Consider the following 17049-nt stretch of genomic DNA (forward strand, 5'->3'; position numbering starts at 1 on the left):
GGCGAGCGCCCCACGGCCGGAGACGCTCGCCCGGTTTGCAACCCAGAATCCGATATATCGATAAATAGTGTGGAGTGTCATGGCCTCGCGGCGCGCGCCGTGGCGCCCGCACCCGCGTCACTTCGCGGGGACGACACCCTCAGCGATCTTTCTCAGCTCGGCCGGGGCCTCCCCGCCGAGCTCCCCGGCGTAGTCGGGGCTCATCATGACCTCCACGGCGAGGCCCTTGCCCACGGCCCAGACGAGCGTGGGTGTGCCGCTCTCCTCGATCGTGCCGACGGCCTCGCCGGCGTTCACCAGGTAGGCGGTCCGGCCGCCGACCTTGATCGGTTCGGCGCCCTGCCCGCGGTAGCCCTTCATCCGCTCGGTCACCGCGACGGCGGCGTCGCCCCGGTAGACCACCGCCTGCACGCTGTAGTGCCCGGCGGGCAGGTCCGGCTTCTTCCAGGACGTGGAGTAGCTGGCCACGCCGAAGCCGTTCTTGACCGACCACTCGCCCCATACCAGGCCGCCGGGCAGGTAGGTGAACTCGACGCCGCCGAACTCGCGTCCGTCCCCGAGGTCGCCGAGGTCCTGCGGCATGGAGACCTTCTCCGGCCCCGCCTCCGGCGAGGACGTCGCCGCGGGCCTGGCGACCGCGAACAGCTCCACCGCGGACCCCTTCGGGACGGCCTGCCCCGCGGCGGGGATCTGCTCGACCACCAGGTCGTCGTCGTCCGGCTCGGGCAACGGGCTGCTTCCGCCCGGGGCCCCGTTGCCGACCGTCACCGTGAGGCCCACCCCGGCGAGGGCCGCTCTGGCCTCGGCCACGGACTTCTTCCCGACGTCCGGCACCTTCACCTGCTCCACGACGCCGGCCCTGGCCTCGCCGCCCGCCGGGGCCGCCGGGCCGCCCGCGGCGGGCGGCGGACCCGCGTTCAACGCCAGGTACGCCGGGACCGCGCCGGCGACGGCCGCGGTGGCCAGGGCGGCGCCCGCCACGCGGAACCGGAGCCGCCGGGCGCGGTGGCGGCGGCGGATCGCCGTACCCATCAGGGAGGAGGCGCGTACGCCCGCGACGTGCCCCCGCATCGCCTCGGACAGCTCCTGCTCAAGACTCATCCCAACGCCCCTTCCAGCGTGCCCATCCGCTCGCGAATCCTGGCCAGCCCCCGTGCGGCCTGGCTCTTCACGGTCCCCGCCGAGCAGCCCATGAGCGCGGCGGTCTCGGTCTCCGACAGGTCCTCCCAGTACCGCAGCACCAGCACCGCGCGCATCCGCGCGGGCAGCCGGCGCAGCTCCACCAGCAGCGCGTCCCGCAGCTCCATGTCGGGCCCGTCGACCGGGGTCTCCGGGAGCCGGGCGAAGGTGATCTCCCGGATCACCTTCCGGCGCCGGGAGAGGCTGATCGCGGCGTTGACCACGATCCTGCGGGCGTAGGACTCGGGGTTGTCGTGCCGGATCCGGCTCCAGTGCCGGTAGACCTTCTCCAGCGCGCCCTGCACCAGGTCCTCGGCGTCGTGCGGTGACGCGCCGCAGACCAGGGTCGCGGTGCGCAGCAGCGCCGTACTGCGTGCGGCCAGGAACTCGTCGAAGGCCGCCTCGTCTTCTTCCGTCATCAGCGAGGTCCCCTTTCGCCCTCCCCAACGCGCGAACGGACCGCCAGGTTGAGACCAAAAATCACCACCCGGTCCCGGCGGTACGGCACCATGTTGAAATGCCACGTCCCCTCACCGAACTGCCCAAGGCCCATCTGCACCTGCACTTCACCGGCTCGATGCGGCACTCGACCCTGGTCGAGCTCGCCCGCGAGCAGGGCCTGCACCTTCCCGACGCGCTGGAGGAGGACTGGCCTCCCCGGCTGCGTGCGACCGACGAGCGCGGCTGGTTCCGTTTCCAGCGGCTGTACGACATCGCGCGGTCCGTCCTGCAGCGGGAGAGCGACGTCTACCGGCTGCTGCGCGAGGCCGCCGAGGACGAGGCCGCCGAGGGGTCGGGCTGGCTGGAGATCCAGATCGACCCGTCCGGGTACGCGTCCAGGTTCGGCGGGCTCACCTCGACCATGGAGCTGATGCTGGACGCGGCGCGCCGGGCGGCCGAGCACGCGGGGATAGGGATCGCGGTCGTGGTGGCTGCCAACCGGACCCGGCACCCCCTCGACGCCAAGACGCTCGCCCGCCTCGCCATCCACCACATGGACCAGGGCGTGGTCGGCTTCGGGCTCTCCAACGACGAGCGCCGTGGCCGGGCCCGCGACTTCGACGGCGCCTTCCGGCTGGCCAAGCGTGCGGGGCTGCTGGCCGTACCGCACGGCGGGGAGCTGATGGGCGCGGTGAGCGTGGCGGAGTGCGTCGACATGCTGGGCGCCGACCGGCTGGGACACGGCGTGCGGGCGGCCGAGTCGCCGAAGCTGATGGAGCGCCTCGCGGCGCGCGGCATCACCTGCGAGGTATGCCCGACCTCCAACGTCGGGCTGGGCGTGGCCGAGCGGGCCGAGGACGTGCCGCTGCGGCGGCTGTTCGAGGCGGGGGTGCCGATCGCGCTGGGCGCGGACGACCCGCTGCTGTTCGGGGCCCGGCTGCTGCCCCAGTACGAGCTGGCCAGGGAGGTGTACGGGTTCTCCGACGCGGAGCTGGCCGAGCTGGCCCGGCAGTCGGTGCGGGCCTCGGCGGCCCCGGAGGCGGTGCGCAAGGACCTGCTGCGGGGCATCGACGACTGGCTGGCATCGGCGGACTGAGCGGCTGACGGTACCCGAGAACCCGCCACGGGACATCGACGACCAGCCGACATCAACGGACCGAGCGGCTCCGGGCGCGGGCGGAGCCGGTGTCGCCTCTGTCGCCTCTCGTGTCGCCTCTTTCCGCCTGTGTGACCCGCCGGGCGTCCCGCCCGTGGCGGTCGCGGGCCGGCGGGAGCGGTGCCCGGGCGGCTCAGGCGAGGGCGTACGCGATCGCGGAGTCCAGGTCGTCGTAGCCCTCGGCGAAGGCCGCGTCATAGGCCTCGTCACCGAGCAGCTGCCGCGCGGTGCGCTCGGCCACGCTCCCCGGCTCGGACATGCCTCGCGAATCGGACCTGCGTAGCCCGAAGGTCGTCCGCAGCCGCGCCACCGCGCCCTGGAGCCGGGCCGTGCGGTGCCCGTCGCCCCCGACCGCGGCGATCACCGCGAGCTGGTCGAGGGCCAGCACCACACCGGCGGCGTCGCGGAAGCGCCACTTGGCGTCCAGCGACTCCCGCGCGGCCTCGGCCGCCTCGGCCACCCGGTCCAGTCCGAGCCGGGCGATGGACAGCACGTAGTCGCCGCAGGCGCGGACCCAGCGCTCGCCGCGGGCGTCGCAGAGCCGCCGCGCCTCCTCCAGCGCGGCGACGGCCCTGGCGAACTCGCCGCGCCAGGTGTGCGCCGTGGCGACGGTCACCAGGGCGAGCGGCTCGTCGACGGTGTCGGCCCGGCCCCGGCGGAAGTACTCGCGTACGAGTTCGACGGCGGGCCCGACCTCGCCGAGGTCTCCGACGAGCAGTGAGCGGCAGGCGAGCAGGAGCTGGGCGTGCCCGGCCGTCGTGTAGTCGCCCCGGTCGAGTGCCGCGGACAGCGCCGCCTCGGCCCGGCGGCGGCCGAGCTCCAGTTCGCCCCGGGCGACGGCCACGCAGCCGTCGGCCCACAGCAGCCTCGGCAACCCGGGGTCGGCGGCGGGCGCGGCCTCGATCGACCGCGCCATGTAGTGGCGGCCCTCGTTGAGCCGGCCCAGGCAGGACCAGAGGATCCAGAGCCTCCCGGAGAGCTCGACGCAGGCCGGGGAGGCCGGGGAGCCCGAGTCGAGGGCGAGGCGGAGGTCGGCGGCGGCGGCGTCGAGGCGGGCCGCCCATTCCTCCTGCCGGGGGCCGTACCAGTCCGCGTCGGCCCGGCGTGCCAGGTCCAGGTAGTGGTGGCGGTGCCGCCGGACCAGCCTGTCCTCGTCGCCGAGGCGGGCGAGCCGCTCCCGGCCGTACTCACGGATCGCGTCGGGTTGCCGGTAGCCGCCGGGCACCCGGGCGAGCAGCGACGTGGCGGCCAGACCCGCCAGCGGCTCCGACGCGTCGGGCAGGTGCTCGTCCTCGCAGACCCGCCGGACCGCCTCGGTGTCGAAGGTCCCCGCGAAGACCGACAGCCGGGCCCACAGCAGGCGCTCCGCGGGGGTGCACAGCTCGTGGCAGCAGTCGATCGCGGTGCGCAGGGTCCGCTGCGCGGCCGGCGCGGGGCCGGCGGGCAGGGCCGCGAAACGCTCCTCCAGGTGATCGGCGAGCCGCGGCGCCGGCAGCGCCCGCAGCCGCCCCGCGGCCAGCTCGACGGCCAGGGGGACGCCGTCCAGCCTGCGGCAGATCCGCACCGCGGCCGCCAGGTCCGTTCCGGTGACCCGGCGGCCGGGCACCGTGTCCGCGGCCCGGTCGAGGAAGAGACGGAGCGCGTCGTTCGTCCGCCGCTCCTCCGCTCCGGGGCCGGGCACGGGGAACGGCTCGATGGGTACGGGCACCTCCCGGGGCAGTCCGAGCGCCTGGCGGGAGGTCGCGATGACACGTACGCGGGGTGCCGCGTCCAGGATCTCGGTGACGAGCCCGCGGCAGGCGTCCGTCAGGTGCTCGCAGGCGTCGAGGACCAGCAGCAGGTTCTTGTCCGCGAGGAACTCGACGAGCATCCCGGTCCGCGGCCGGGGCGGCTGCTCACGAAGCCCGAGAACCGCCGCGACGGTGTGGGCGAGCAGGTCGCCGTCGCGCCGGCCGGCCGGCTCCACCAGCCACGTGCCGTCCGCGTAGGAGTCGTGGGACTCCTCCGCGACTTTGACCGCGATCCGCGACTTGCCGACGCCCCCGGCGCCGGTGATCGTGATCAGGGGTGTGTCGGACAGGAGCTTCAGCAGCCGCCGTACCTCGATCTCGCGGCCGATGAAGCTGCTCGTCTCCGCGGGCAGGTTCCCGCGCCACCATGGGGTCCGTTCCATCGGTTCGCGCTCCTTTTCCACTCAGGAGGAATCGCACCGCCTCCGGGTCACGAACCGGCCGGATCACCCTTCCCCGGTGGGGTTTCCTTCTCCCCCGGGTGCAAATCTCACCGCCGTGTCGAGGGCGAACTTCCTCCCCCGCGCCGCGAATGCCGGGAATCGGGGTTTTTGGCATCCGGCGCGGCGGAGCCGTCGATCGGGTGTGCCCGCTACGGGTGGTCGGATCCGCCCGTGTCCCGGCTCCGGGACACCACCGCGTCCGGCTCCATGACCAGTCCCTCGGCGAAGGCGATCTCGTAGCGGGCATCCCCGATCAGCGCCCTGGCCGTGTTCTCGGTGCGCTCGCGGGGCACGGCGAGCCCACGCGAGCCGTCGCCGGACAGCCCGAGGGAGGTCCACATCCGATGGGCCGCGCCGAGCAGGCAGGCCGCCCGCCATCCCTCGCCCCGGGCCGCGGCGGCCGCGGCGAGCTGGTCGATCGCCGCGGCGCTGCCGATCGGATCGCCCAGGCGGCACTTCAGGTCGAGCGCCGCGCGCGCGTAGACCTCCGCCGCGTCGGCGTCGCCGCGGCCGAGCTCGACCACCGATCGCGCCTGGTCCCCGTGGGACCGCGCCCACAGCTCACCGTGCTCGGCGCAGCGCGCCCACTGCCGGGTGAGCACCTCCACGGCCGTGCCGGCCTCGCCGCGGGCGTCGAGCACTCTGGCCATCGTCACCTCGGCGACGGGCAACCCGATGTGGATGTGGACGGCCTGGGCGAACAACTCGGCCGCCTCGGCGGCCAGGCGCACGGCCTCGTCGAGGTCGCCCTCGGCGAGAGCGGCCGCCGCGGCGCACTGCCGGGCGCATCCCGCGGCGGCGAGGTCGCCGTCGGCCGTCGCGGCGGCGTAGGCCTGGCCGGAGCGTCGCCGGGCCGCGGCGGTGTCCCCCGCGGTGAGCGCGGTCCACGCGCTCACCCACAGGGCCTTGGTCCGCGCCGGACTGGGCCGGGTGTGCCGGTCGAGTGCCCGCTCCAGGTACCGGCGTCCCCGCCGCACCTGGCCGAGGCAGCACCAGGCGAACCAGAGCGCGGTCACCAGCTCGAACCCGTCGTCGTGGTCCAGGGCCGCCATCAGGTTCGGCAGCTCGCGGTGCACCCAGTCGGCCCAGCGCGCCTGGCCCGGGCCGTACCACTCGGCGTCCGCGCGGCGAGCCTGGACCAGGTAGTGGTCGCGGTGACGGCGCAGGAAGGTCTCCTCCTCGCCGAGCCATCGCAGCCACTGCCGGCCGTAGTCGCGGACCGTGGCGAGCATCCGGTAGCGCGACCCGTCGGCGATCAGTATCGACCGGTTCACCAGGCGCGCCAGCGGCAGCCGCGTGAGCCCCGCGTCGGCGCACACCGCCCGCGCGTCGGCGGCGTCGAACCAGCCCGCGAAGACCGACAACCGCGCCCACAGCAGGCGCTCGGCGGGCGTGCACAGCTCATGGCTCCAGCCGACGGCGGTGCGCATGGTCTGGTGGCGCCGGAACGGGGTGCGGCTGCCGCCGACGAGCAGCGCGAAACGGTCGTCGAGCCGCTCGGCGAGCTGCTGCAGGGAGAGTGCGCGCAGCCGCCGCGCGGCGAGCTCGATGGCCAGCGGGATGCCGTCCAGCAAACGGCAGACGTGGCCGACCTCCTCCGGATCGAGGACCAGGCCGGGGACCAGCGCGTGGACCCGCTCGGTGAACAGGCGCACGGCGTCCGTCCCGGCGGCGCCGGACTCGGGCACCGCCAGCGGCTCGATCGGGAAACACCGCTCACCGGGCAGCCCGAGTGGCTCGCGGCTGGTGGCGAGCACCCGCACGTGCGGGGCGCCGGGCAGGACACGACGCAGCAGCACGGCGCAGGCGTCGACCAGGTGATCGCAGGTGTCGAGGACCAGCATCAGGTGCTTGTCGGCGAGATACTCGGCCAGCACCTCGTCCTGGGGGCGCACCGCCTGCTCGCGCAGGCCGAGCACCGCGGCGACGGCGTGGCCGACCAGGTCGCCGTTCTGCTCGGCGGAGAGCTCGACCACCCACACCCCGTCGGCGAAGGAGCCGCGCAGGCGGGCGGCCGTACGCAGGGCCAGCCTGGTCTTGCCGACCCCGGCGACCCCGGTGAGGGTCACCAGCGGTGACCCTCCGACCAGGACCGCGATCTCGTCGAGCTCCCGTCGCCGGCCGATGAGGCTGCTCGTCTCCGCGGGGACGTTGCCCCGGCGCGTGCGCGTCTCCGCCACCGATCCCCCCGCAGCTTCGCGTGAGGGGGCAAGCCAATCACGGAAGCGGCGGCGGGCCGGGCGGGCCGGAGCGCCGCCGGTGGTGAAATTTTCTACCCGAGCGCATATTTCACAGTGAAGTCCAGGTCACAGGCCTGGCCCTCGGTGAAATGGGTGTCGAATCCTGCACCGCCGAGGATCTTCACGGTCTGTGTGACGGCGCGTTCCCGGACCCTGGTGAAGATCGGCGAGCCGAGCTGCGGCAGTCCCGTGCGGTCCCACATGGTCTGGGCCGCGCCCAGCAGCCGGGCGGCCTTCGCGGCTGAGCCGCCGGGCGCGGCCGCCGTCGCCCACGCGATCAGCTCGATCGAGACGACCGTCATGAGCGGGTCGTCGAAGAGCCGCGCCCCGCGCAGCGCCGCCCCGGCGTGGTCGAAGACACCGGCGGTGCGGCCCATGGCCTGCTCCGTCAGGGCGAAGACGTACTCCACCTGGGCGCGGCTCCACTGCTCGCCGTGGGCGTCGCAGAGCGCCCGGGCCTCGGTCAGCGTCCGCACGCTCTCCTCGGTCCTGCGCGCGGCCAGCAGGCCCAGTGCCAGCAGCATGTGGCAGGGCAGCAGCCCGGACAGCACGTCGCCCCCGGCCGCGTGCCGGGCCGCGGCCTCACGCAGCAGCTCCACCGCCCGGCCGAGGTCGCGGCGCATCAGGGCGACGAGTCCCTCGATCTGGAGGATGTGGCCGCCCGCGCTCCCCTCGGCGTCCTCGGCGCGGCACCGGGCGAGCAGCTCCAGGGCGGCGTCGGTCTCGTCCTGGATCGCGGCCACCCAGGCGCAGACCCACAGCGCCCTCGTCCGCTCCGGGCAGGGCCCGGCGTGCAGCGCGAGGGCGCCCTCCAGGTAGTGGCGGCCCTCGCGCTGCATACCGCAGCAGATCCACAGGAACCACAGGGAACCCGCCAGGTCCAGGCCCACCCGGGACCACTCGGGGTCGGCCAGGCACAGCTCCAGCGCCTTGCGGAAGTTGCTCCGCTCGGCGCGCATCCGCGCGTACCACTCCACCTGGCGGCCGGGCCACTCCACCGCGCAGCGCTTGGCCAGCCGGAGGTAGTGGTCGCGATGGCGGGCCCGGCCCCGGTCGGCCTCGCCGAGCCGGCGCAGCCACTCGGCCCCGAACTCCCTGACCGTGTCGAGCATGCGCAGCCGGACGCCGGTCGCGAGCTCCTCGCGCTGCACCAGCGACTTGTCGACCAGCCCGGTCAACGCCTCCAGCACCGTTCCCGCCCCGAGCGGCCCGCCCGCGCACACCTGCTCGGCGGCCTCCAGGTCGAACCCCGAGGCGAACACCGACAGCCGCGCCCACAGCAGTCGCTCGGCGGGCGTGCACAGCTCGTGGCTCCAGCCCATCGCCGCGCGCAACGACCCGTGCCGCACCGGTCCGCCCACCCCGGTCAGCAGCCGGTAGCGGTCGTCGAGCTGCCGGGTGAGCTGCCCGACCGACCAGGTGCGCAGCTGGACGGCCGCCATCTCGATCGCCAGCGGGATGCGTTCGAGCCGCTCGCAGAGCTCGGCCATGCCCTCGGTGTCGGCGGCCGCGCCACCGGCACCGGTGTCCGCGGCCGTGCCGCCGGCGTCCGTGAGGGGGCCGACGCGGTCACGGAGCAGGGCGACCGCGTCCTCGATCGGCAGCGGCGGAACGGGGTGGATGTGCTCACCGCAGACGCCGAGCGGCTGGCGGCTGGTCGCCAGGACGCGCAGGCCGGGCGCGCCGCGCAGCAGGGTGTCCACCAGGGAGGCGACCGCGTCGACCAGATGCTCGCAGGTGTCGAGGACGAGCAGCGACGTGCGCGGGGTCAGCCACCGGACCAGCACCTCCTCCGGCGCCCTGGCGGACTGGTCGACGACGCCGACGGCCTCCGCCACCGTCCCCGGCACCAGGTGCGGGTCGGTGAGGCAGCCCAGCTCGACCAGCCAGAGACCGCCGGGGAAATCTCGCGCGGCCTCCTGCGCCACCCTGCGCGCCAGGCGGGTCTTGCCGACTCCGCCCAGCCCGACCAGCGTGACCAGGCGGGACTCTCGGAGCAACCGGACCAGCCCGGCGCTTTCCGCGACCCGGCCGACGAAGGTGGTTTCTTCCATGAGGCAGCCCATGGTAGGTGGCCGGGTGTGGTTTGAGGGGCCGCTCCGAGGGAACCGCCACTAGACTCTGGCTGTCCCCGGCCGTGGCTCTCGCCGCGGCCTTTCGTGAGCGAGCTGGACGGAACCGCATGTCTGGGTATGACCGCGTAGTGCAACCCGCGGCCGGTGACGAGGCCCTGGAGAACCACCTGGGTGGTGACGAGGCCAGGAACTACCGGCAGTATGAGCTCGACATGGTCGCCCCGCACGTGGGCCGTTCCATGCTGGAGATCGGCTCCGGCCTGGGGCACTTCGCCGAGCAGTTCCTGCCCCGCCTCGACCGGCTGGTGGTCAGCGACTTCGACCCCTACTGCGTGGAGCAGCTCCGCAAGCGCTTCGCCGACCGCACCGACGTCGACGTGCTCCAGTTCGGCCTGCCGACCGAGATCCCGATCGGCGAGAAGGTCGACACCGTCGTGATGATGAACGTCCTGGAGCACATCCAGGAGGACGTCGAGGCCCTGCGGTCGCTCGCCAAGGTCACCGCCCCCGGTGGCCGGATCGTCATCTGGGTCCCCGGCTACATGCAGTTGTACGGAGACTTCGACCGCAAGGTGGGCCACGTCACCCGCTACACCCCGGCCACGCTGCGCCGGACGGTCTCTCGGGCGGGCCTCGACATCGACGTGCTCAAGCCGATCAACTTCCTGGGGGGCATCGCCTGGTGGGTCGCCGTCCGCCGCGGCGGCGTCGGCTACCCCGACCCGCGCCTGGTCAAGATCTACGACCGCACGGTGGTCCCGGCGACCCGTTTCATCGAGCGCTTCGTCCGCCCGCCGTTCGGGCAGACCGTCTTCTGCGTCGCCCGCGTGCCGAAGTGATCGTGCGCGACGACGTTCCGGGGAACACCGGGGCGTCGTCGCGTGCCCTTCCGCGGCTCCTCGACTGATCGGCGTGGCTCGCGTCCGGCCGGCGGGTGCCGCTTCGCGCCCCGGCGGGCCCAAGCGCGCCGCGAACGGGCGGGTGCCGTGCGCCCGCGCCCCGATGCCCACCGGCCGTACGACCGCGCGCCGGACGCCCGGGCCGTCACAGGGCGAGGAGTCCCGCGGCATGAGCCCGGAGGCAGCGAACCGCGGTCGCGGTGACCTTCGGATCGTTGCGGCTCTCCCCGGGCGTCTCCCGCCTCACCTTCGTGGCCGGACCGCGTGGGCACGCGCCGGTGGGCACGAAGGCGGAGAAGGCAGGCCGGAAAAACCGATTGCACCGCCCGGCGGGACCGCCGTAAGGTCATCCGCATGTGGATTAACTCCTAAGAGCAGGCGTCGATCAGCCGTCGCTGATCCGCCCGCGCTCAGCTCTCTGGCCCCGTTCGTCTGACGCGGCAGCTGAGTTGTCCGGCCCGGTCTTCCGCCGCGTCGTCATCTTCTCGAGGAGTTCCATATGCGAGTCAGTGCCATTCACAAGCGCAACGGCAAGGCCAAGGCCGCCGAAACCGACAAGACCGACGCTCCGTTCCCGGAGCGCTTCGTCCCCACGGCCCCCCGGCGGGTGCCGATGCCGCAGATGCCGATCAGGCCCACTCAGCAGCCGCGCCGGATTCCCGGCAAGGGCGGTCGCTGACCCGAGGGCGCTCCCGGTCTCTTCTCGAAGGCCCTCTCCCGAGGGGGCCTTCCCCGGGACCGCGCCGGGTTCTTCCTCCGGGTCCCGCACCCGGCTCTTCGCCGGGTTCTTCGCCCCGGGCCCGCCCCGGGGTTCTCCCGCCGGAGGTTCGGAGGATCTCCGCGCGGCGGTTTCCACGGAGGATCCCCGCGGGAACCCCGTCACGAAGTTCCCGCCGGCTCTCTCTTCGGGTGAGCCCCGGCCCCGGATGTCCGGGGCCGGGGCTCACGGTCCACCGGGGCGTCGTGGACGCCCGGCCGTCACAGGCGCTCGATGATCGTGACGTTGGCCTGGCCGCCGCCCTCGCACATCGTCTGCAGGCCGTACCGGCCGCCGGTGCGCTCCAGCTCGTGCAGGAGCTTGGTCATCAGGATCGCGCCGGTGCCGCCCAGCGGGTGGCCGAGGGCGATGGCGCCCCCGTTCGGGTTGACCTTGGCCGGGTCGGCGCCGATCTCCTTGATCCACGCCAGCGGGACCGGGGCGAACGCCTCGTTGATCTCGGTGACGTCGATGTCGTCGATCGACAGGCCGGACTTCTTCAGCGCCTTCTGCGTCGCCGGAATCGGCGCGGTCAGCATGTAGACCGGGTCGTCGCCGAGGAGCGCCAGGGTGACGATCCGGGCCCGCGGGGTCAGGTTGTGGTCGCGGACGGCCTGCTCGGAGGCGATGAGGATCGCACCGGAGCCGTCGGAGATCTGCGAGGAGGTGGCCGCGGTGATCTGGCCGCCTTCCTTCAGGGTCTTCAGCGCCGCCATCTTCTCCAGCGTGGTGTCGGGACGCGGGCCCTCGTCGTCCTCGACGCCGTTGATCGGGGCGATCTGCTCCTTGAAGTAACCGTTGGCGACGGCCTTGGCCGCTCGCTGGTGGCTCTCGTACGCGAACCGCTCCAGCTCGTCGCGTTCGAAGCCCCACTTCTCGCACATGAGCTCGGCGCCGCGGAACTGGGAGATCTCCTGCTTGCCGTACCGCTCCACCCACTTCTCGCCGAAGGGGAAGGGCATGCCCTTCTCCAGCGCGGCGGTGATGCTCGACCCCATGGGGACGATGCTCATCGACTCCACGCCCGCGGCCACCACGAGGTCCTGGGTGCCGGAGAGCACACCCTGGGCGGCGAAATGGATCGACTGCTGGGAGGAACCGCACTGGCGGTCGATGGTCACGCCGGCGACGCTCTCCGGCAGGCCGGCCGAGAGCCAGGCGTTGCGCGCGATGTCCATGCTCTGCGGGCCGAACTGCATGACGCAGCCCATGATCACGTCTTCCACCGCGGCCGGGTCGACCCCCGTGCGGTCGATGAGCGCCCTGAGGGTGTGCGCGGCCAGATCGGTGGGGTGGACGGTGGACAGACCGCCCTTCTTCTTGCCGACCGGGGTGCGGACCGCCCCGACGATGTACGCCTCTGCCACAGTGCCTCCTGCGTGGGGAACCGGGTTGCCGATGGAACCGAGCCGCCATGGAAACCGAGCAATGTTCGGTCAGTAGGAGGTTACAACAGAATTTTCGTCCATGCCTTACCGGGCCGGTCGGGTTGTGACTCCCAGCGACAGTCGGCGGATCCCAGCGGTGGCTGGCGGATCCGCCGGGCGTGGAGTGGAAGATGTGCCACCGTTCCCTATCCTGGTGGGTCTTTGTAGATGTTTCCGCCTGCCGAGAGCGGGATGCGGTCCCCTCCGCGCCACTCAGGCGTTCGTGCGTGACAGGTGGTCGGGGAGGTCGGTCAGCCGTTCGATGCGGAGCACCGTCTCGTCTGCCGTCGGCGACGGTCCACCGGTGACGAAGTCGATGCCGCGGTCCAGCCAGATGCCGGTGAGCCCGGCGAGGGCGGCTGCGTTTACATCGCTTTCCAGCATGTCGCCCACGTTGACCGCCTGCGCGGGGTCCGTCCGCATCCACCGGCAGGCGGTGGCGTAGGCGACGGGCTTGGCCGCACCGAGCTCGGTCGGGGTCAGGACGGCTTCGAAGTATTCGAGGAGGCCGAAGCGGGCGAGCTTGGCGCGCTGCTGCTCGGGGTCCCCGTTGGTGAGAACGGCCAGACGCGGTCCTCGGGGAAGCCGTTTCAGGGTCTCCAGGCATGGCTGGACGTCGGGATAGCACCGCCAGGACTCCTCGAACACGGTGAGGTAGCGCTCGGCGATCCAGGCGTCCAGAAGGCCGGGACTTTCAGGAACCGGCTCGCCGAGCACCGGCAGGAAGGAACGGAGCCTGCGTCGGTGGTGCTCAGCGAAGGAGCACTGACCGGCCAGGTATTCCCGCATGTGGCGCCCCTCCAGTGTCCACCACAACGTCACCAGCTCCTCCGGTGGAGCCGTCGCGTTCGGCGCGGTCCGGACGATCTGGCCGATCGTTTCCAAGACCGCGCTCCGATGATCGACCAGGGTGCCGTCCAGATCGAAGAAAATCACATCCGCCATAGGATGATCATCTCGTGGTGTCCGTCCCGCAGCCGGTCGATCTCAGATATCGGCAGCGCTGCCGGGCACCGCCTGGACCGAACCACTCCCGCCAGACCTTTCCAAAGTGCGCTCACTGACGTGCTCCAGGCCCAGCAGCCGGGCCTGATCCGGGTCCAGGGCGGCGAGCTCGGCGACCTTGGCCCGGTGCCGCCGGCCCAGCCCGGTGCCGACCGGGTCGTAGGCGGCTCGTGGTTCTCCCGGCAGCGGGTGCATCGCATCACCACTGCGGTAACCGGTCTCGACCTCCATCACCGGTGGCCGTTCGAGATCGAGAGCCATGGGGAACAGAGCGAGGGATCCCCACCTCTTCTCCGCCATCTTGGGCCGGGAAGCAGCCCGATCCGCCGACAATCTCTGGGAAACCCGGTGAATCAGCAGGATCCCACTTCGATTCCCGCCAACTATCGCCGGGAGTCTCACGGGTGTTCTCCCGCCGCCCGCCGGGGTCGGCCCGGCGGGCGGGGCCGGAACCCGGCTACGGTCGGCGCCCCTCCACCAGGATCCCGGAGCGGAGGAACCGGTGTTGCGCCCGCGACTCGATCGCCTTGGCGTCGTAGGCGGAGCGCACCCAGTCGACCGCCTCCGCGGGGGACATCCCCTGAAGGACGGCCAGAGCACCCAGGGCGGTACCGGTTCGGCCGCGGCCGCCGCCGCAGGCGACCTCGACGCGCTCACCGCGCCGGATGCGCGCCAGGGCCTCACGCAGCCGGCCGGCCGCCTCCTCGGGACGGCGCGGGGCGGAGAAGTCCGGCCAGTCGACGCGCTCGTGCGGCCAGGGCGGCGTCCACGGCCGCAGCCCGACCAGGTAGCGACCGTAGAGGGTGGGCCGGTCGAGAGGATGCCCCAGCAGATACAGCCCGAACTGCGGAGGCGGGTCCGGCGCCGGTGCGCCGCGCAGCCCGCGAGCCAGGACCGTGCCTCCGCCCGGCAGTTCGAGCTCTCTCACCCGATCCTTGTCAGCGCCCACGAAGCCTCTCTGTTTTCGCCGCACCGTCCGGACAGGACGATACGCCCGGATGGAAGCGAACGTCACGCCCCGTTCCCGCGCTCTTCGGCACCGGCCCCGGCCGCGGACGGCCGGGGCCGGCACCCGCCGGAGGAAGACGATGTTCCCGCTCCCGGACGGCCCGCACCGGCCCTCCGGTCCGGAGCGGGAAGCGGGGTGGGAAGCGGGGCCGGAAACGGGAGCGGAACTCAGGGGCGGTGCAGCACGATGTAGCCGTCCCGCTCGAACACCGCGCGGTAACCGCCGCGCAGCGCCTCGTCGACGCGCTGCCGCTGCTGGTCCTGCCCCCCGAACGGGTAGGACGGCCGCGCCACGTCGGCCACGATCCACGGCGCGCCGGGCGCCCCGGCGCCCCAGAGCAGCACCGTCGCCCGCCCGCTGAGGGCGGGACCGAGATTGTTGGCGGCCTCGACGACCACGCCGTCGGGAACGACGGCCACCGCCTCGCGGGCCGCCGCGACGTGCGGCTCACCGGTGTAGAAGACCGGGTCCCACAGGCCGTCGAGAGCGAACCGGGGGGTGAGGGTGAGTCCGATCACGCATACGGCGACCGCCCAGTGCATGCCGAGGTCGTACCCACGCGCCCGTGCCCGGAGGTGCTTCCTGAGCCGGTCGGCGCCGTCCACCCCGGCACAGATGAGGATCGCGATGACGAAGGCGTTGTAGTGGTGGTCGCTCCCCCACCACTGCGACCGATCGGCCAGGAACCGTTCCGCGACGAGGGGAAGGGCGGCCAGGACCAACGGCGAGGCCAGCGCGGTCAGCAGCACCGGCCAGAGCAGGAGGACCAGGGTGTCCACCTTGACCGCCGGGCTGACCAGGCTCCACAACGCGCCCGCCGGGTCGCGCGCGATCGACAGCGCGACCTCGCCCATGGTCGCGCCCCGGCTGGCGTACGCCCAGTGGAACCCGGCGGGGCGGGAACCCACCAGCGGCATCAGGACGTCACGGATCATCAGCAGCGCGCCCAGGGAGAACAGGACGAACGCCGCGCCCTCCAGCCGTCGCCGGGTGAGGAACGCGTAGCAGCCGAATCCCCCGACCAGCAGGCCCATGTCCTCCTTGACCAGGAGCAGGGCGATGCCGGCCAGGTACGCCGCGCCCGCCCGGTCGGCGTCGAGCCGTTCGATCATGATGGCGCTCAGCAGCGGGACGAATGCCACCTCGTGGAAGTCGAACGCGGCGGCCTGCGCGATCGGCCACGACACCGCGTAGGCCACCACGACCAGGTGCGCCCCGGCCGGGCGGAGACGGCGCTCGGCGTAGTGCCAGATCGGGATCGCGGCCAGCGCGAACAGGACCGCCTGGGCGACGATGAGCGTCTGCGGGCCGTCGTGGATCCAGTACAGCGGCGCCAGGACGGCCAGGATGGGCGAGAAGTGGTCGGCAAGCTGGAGGAAGTCCATCCCCGCGCCGTGGAACACCCCGACCGCGGGCGCCACCGGTGCGCCGAAGCCCGCGTAGCCGCGCACGGCCTGGTCGAAGATGACCAGGTCGAAGATACTCGCCCGGAAGGTGGCGAATCTGACCAGGCCGAGCAACGCGTAGACCCCGGCGGCCGTCGCGACGAGCGCGCCCAGGAGCAACCCGTGCCGGCGGCGCCGCACGAACCCGGGGAGGTCCGGGCGCTTGAGGATCCCGGGGAGGTCCGGGCGCCTGACGGTTCCGCGGGTGTCCGAACTCCCCGATGTGTCGGAAGCGTCCGCGTGCCCCGATGTCTCGGAGGCGTCCGGGCCCTCCCGCGTCTCGGAAACGCCCGGGTCCTTCGGGCACCCGGTCCCGGCCGGGACCGCGCCGCTCATGCCTTCCGGGTGCTCGTCATGGTCGCGTAGACGATGACGTTGTCGGTGTAGTGGCCGGTGGTGCGGTCGTAGGTGCCGCCGCAGGTGATCAGGTGGAGCTGCGGGTTGGCCGACTCGCCGTACACCCGCTGGGTCGGGAAGACCGACTTCTCCGCCTGCTCCAGCCCGCCGACCGTGAAGACGGCGATGATGCCGTCCTTGCGGTGCACCTCGATGACGTCACCGTTGCGGATCTCGTCGAGGCGGCTGAAGACCGCGCTGCCCAAGCGCGTGTCCTTGTGTCCGAGCATGATCGCGGGTCCGGCCTCGCCCGCCGTGGGCCCCGAGCGGTACCACCCGACCAGGTTGGGATTGCCGACCGGCGGCACTTCGATCGCGCCGTGCTTGTCGAGGCCGACCGACCTGATGGGCGCGTTGACGCCGAGCCGCTCGATGACCAGGCGGACCGGGGTGGAGGGCTGCATGGGCGGGGCCGCCGGGAGGGTGGGCTGGGGTGGCGGCACGGTCGGCGGCGCCTGGAAGTACGGGGCCGCCGCCGCCTGGTTGCGGGGCGGCAGGGTGGTCCGCTGGTCGGCCAGGCCGTACTCCTCGGGGGCGGCCAGCATGTAGAGCAGGCCGACCAGCACCGTGACGACGCCGGCGATCCCGGCCAGGATGAGCACCGACCGCATCACCCTGCCGCCCTCGACGCCGTCGTGGCCCGGCCACTCCTCGTACGGCGGGCCGTAGCTCTGGTATCCGGGGGCCGGGTAGGGCGGCGGCTGGAGCGGGACCGGCCGGTAGCCGGGTACCGGCCCGCGGAACTGCCTGGGCGGCCAGCCCTCCGGCGGCGGGGTGGTCATCCCGG

At 73.1% G+C, this 17049-nt stretch carries 14 protein-coding genes; 3 read left to right on the forward strand and 11 right to left on the reverse strand.

All coding sequences use genetic code 11. The features are described from left to right. Nucleotides 1–117 precede the first annotated feature (117 nt). Entirely contained in the window at nucleotides 118–1101 is a 984-nt protein-coding gene (locus tag ABD841_RS12015) for a PASTA domain-containing protein (RefSeq protein ID WP_344970627.1), read from the reverse strand. Next, the gene (locus ABD841_RS12020) at nucleotides 1098–1598 is read right to left on the reverse strand and encodes a SigE family RNA polymerase sigma factor (RefSeq protein ID WP_344970629.1); all 501 of its coding nucleotides are present in this window, start codon (nucleotides 1596–1598) and stop codon (nucleotides 1098–1100) included. Before ABD841_RS12020 ends, ABD841_RS12015 begins: the two co-directional genes overlap by 4 nt. Before the next feature lie 98 nt (nucleotides 1599–1696). Between ABD841_RS12020 and ABD841_RS12025 the strand changes: the two genes are divergently transcribed. Continuing rightward, nucleotides 1697–2716: an adenosine deaminase gene (locus tag ABD841_RS12025; protein ID WP_344970631.1), complete on the forward strand. Its 1020-nt coding sequence runs from the start codon at nucleotides 1697–1699 to the stop codon at nucleotides 2714–2716. 193 nt (nucleotides 2717–2909) lie between these two features. On the opposite strand, the gene ABD841_RS12030 is transcribed toward ABD841_RS12025, so the two are convergent. From ABD841_RS12030 to ABD841_RS12040, 3 genes are all read right to left on the reverse strand, one after another. Then, nucleotides 2910–4949: an ATP-binding protein gene (locus ABD841_RS12030; protein ID WP_344970633.1), complete on the reverse strand. Its 2040-nt coding sequence runs from the start codon at nucleotides 4947–4949 to the stop codon at nucleotides 2910–2912. A gap of 209 nt (nucleotides 4950–5158) precedes the next feature. Beyond that, nucleotides 5159–7189: an ATP-binding protein gene (locus tag ABD841_RS12035; RefSeq protein ID WP_344970635.1), complete on the reverse strand. Its 2031-nt coding sequence runs from the start codon at nucleotides 7187–7189 to the stop codon at nucleotides 5159–5161. Nucleotides 7190–7281: 92 nt separating this feature from the next. Continuing rightward, nucleotides 7282–9303: an ATP-binding protein gene (locus tag ABD841_RS12040; protein ID WP_344970636.1), complete on the reverse strand. Its 2022-nt coding sequence runs from the start codon at nucleotides 9301–9303 to the stop codon at nucleotides 7282–7284. A 149-nt stretch (nucleotides 9304–9452) separates the two neighbouring features. Between ABD841_RS12040 and ABD841_RS12045 the strand changes: the two genes are divergently transcribed. Both ABD841_RS12045 and ABD841_RS12050 read left to right on the forward strand, forming a co-directional pair. Then, on the forward strand, nucleotides 9453–10163 hold the full coding sequence (locus ABD841_RS12045) for a class I SAM-dependent methyltransferase (RefSeq protein ID WP_344970638.1): 711 nt from the start codon (nucleotides 9453–9455) through the stop codon (nucleotides 10161–10163). A 559-nt stretch (nucleotides 10164–10722) separates the two neighbouring features. Further along, on the forward strand, nucleotides 10723–10902 hold the full coding sequence (locus ABD841_RS12050; RefSeq protein WP_344970640.1) for a hypothetical protein: 180 nt from the start codon (nucleotides 10723–10725) through the stop codon (nucleotides 10900–10902). A gap of 299 nt (nucleotides 10903–11201) precedes the next feature. Here the strand turns inward: ABD841_RS12050 and ABD841_RS12055 are convergent, their stop codons facing one another. From ABD841_RS12055 to ABD841_RS12080, 6 genes are all read right to left on the reverse strand, one after another. Next, a complete protein-coding gene (locus ABD841_RS12055) occupies nucleotides 11202–12347 on the reverse strand; it encodes an acetyl-CoA C-acetyltransferase (protein WP_344970642.1) in 1146 nt (381 codons plus the stop codon). A gap of 273 nt (nucleotides 12348–12620) precedes the next feature. After that, nucleotides 12621–13352 carry an HAD family hydrolase gene (locus ABD841_RS12060; protein WP_344970644.1) on the reverse strand — a complete coding sequence of 244 codons (732 nt, stop codon included), beginning with the start codon at nucleotides 13350–13352 and terminating at the stop codon, nucleotides 12621–12623. 42 nt (nucleotides 13353–13394) lie between these two features. Beyond that, nucleotides 13395–13673 (reverse strand): hypothetical protein, encoded by a 279-nt coding sequence (locus ABD841_RS12065; RefSeq protein ID WP_344970646.1) that lies wholly within the window; start codon nucleotides 13671–13673, stop codon nucleotides 13395–13397. A gap of 196 nt (nucleotides 13674–13869) precedes the next feature. Next, nucleotides 13870–14340 carry a phosphatase domain-containing protein gene (locus ABD841_RS12070; protein WP_344970648.1) on the reverse strand — a complete coding sequence of 157 codons (471 nt, stop codon included), beginning with the start codon at nucleotides 14338–14340 and terminating at the stop codon, nucleotides 13870–13872. 248 nt (nucleotides 14341–14588) lie between these two features. Beyond that, nucleotides 14589–16007, reverse strand: a complete 1419-nt coding sequence (locus ABD841_RS12075) for a DUF2079 domain-containing protein (protein WP_344970650.1) — start codon at nucleotides 16005–16007, stop codon at nucleotides 14589–14591. A gap of 191 nt (nucleotides 16008–16198) precedes the next feature. After that, nucleotides 16199–17044, reverse strand: coding sequence for a class F sortase (locus ABD841_RS12080; RefSeq protein WP_344970652.1), 846 nt, complete (start codon nucleotides 17042–17044; stop codon nucleotides 16199–16201). Nucleotides 17045–17049 lie beyond the last annotated feature (5 nt).

Origin of the sequence: Streptosporangium fragile, from assembly GCF_039534445.1 — a bacterium.
Classification (GTDB): Bacteria; Actinomycetota; Actinomycetes; order Streptosporangiales; family Streptosporangiaceae; genus Streptosporangium; species Streptosporangium fragile.

Bases quoted from the DNA above. Each gene is read 5' to 3' on its own strand.
- ABD841_RS12015 (WP_344970627.1), bottom strand. From the start codon at position 1,101: ATGAGTCTTGAGCAGGAGCTGTCCGAGGCGATGCGGGGGCACGTCGCG.
- ABD841_RS12020 (WP_344970629.1), bottom strand. From the start codon at position 1,598: ATGACGGAAGAAGACGAGGCGGCCTTCGACGAGTTCCTGGCCGCACGC.
- ABD841_RS12025 (WP_344970631.1), top strand. From the start codon at position 1,697: ATGCCACGTCCCCTCACCGAACTGCCCAAGGCCCATCTGCACCTGCAC.
- ABD841_RS12030 (WP_344970633.1), bottom strand. From the start codon at position 4,949: ATGGAACGGACCCCATGGTGGCGCGGGAACCTGCCCGCGGAGACGAGC.
- ABD841_RS12040 (WP_344970636.1), bottom strand. From the start codon at position 9,303: ATGGAAGAAACCACCTTCGTCGGCCGGGTCGCGGAAAGCGCCGGGCTG.
- ABD841_RS12050 (WP_344970640.1), top strand. From the start codon at position 10,723: ATGCGAGTCAGTGCCATTCACAAGCGCAACGGCAAGGCCAAGGCCGCC.
- ABD841_RS12060 (WP_344970644.1), bottom strand. From the start codon at position 13,352: ATGGCGGATGTGATTTTCTTCGATCTGGACGGCACCCTGGTCGATCAT.
- ABD841_RS12065 (WP_344970646.1), bottom strand. From the start codon at position 13,673: ATGGCTCTCGATCTCGAACGGCCACCGGTGATGGAGGTCGAGACCGGT.
- ABD841_RS12080 (WP_344970652.1), bottom strand. From the start codon at position 17,044: ATGACCACCCCGCCGCCGGAGGGCTGGCCGCCCAGGCAGTTCCGCGGG.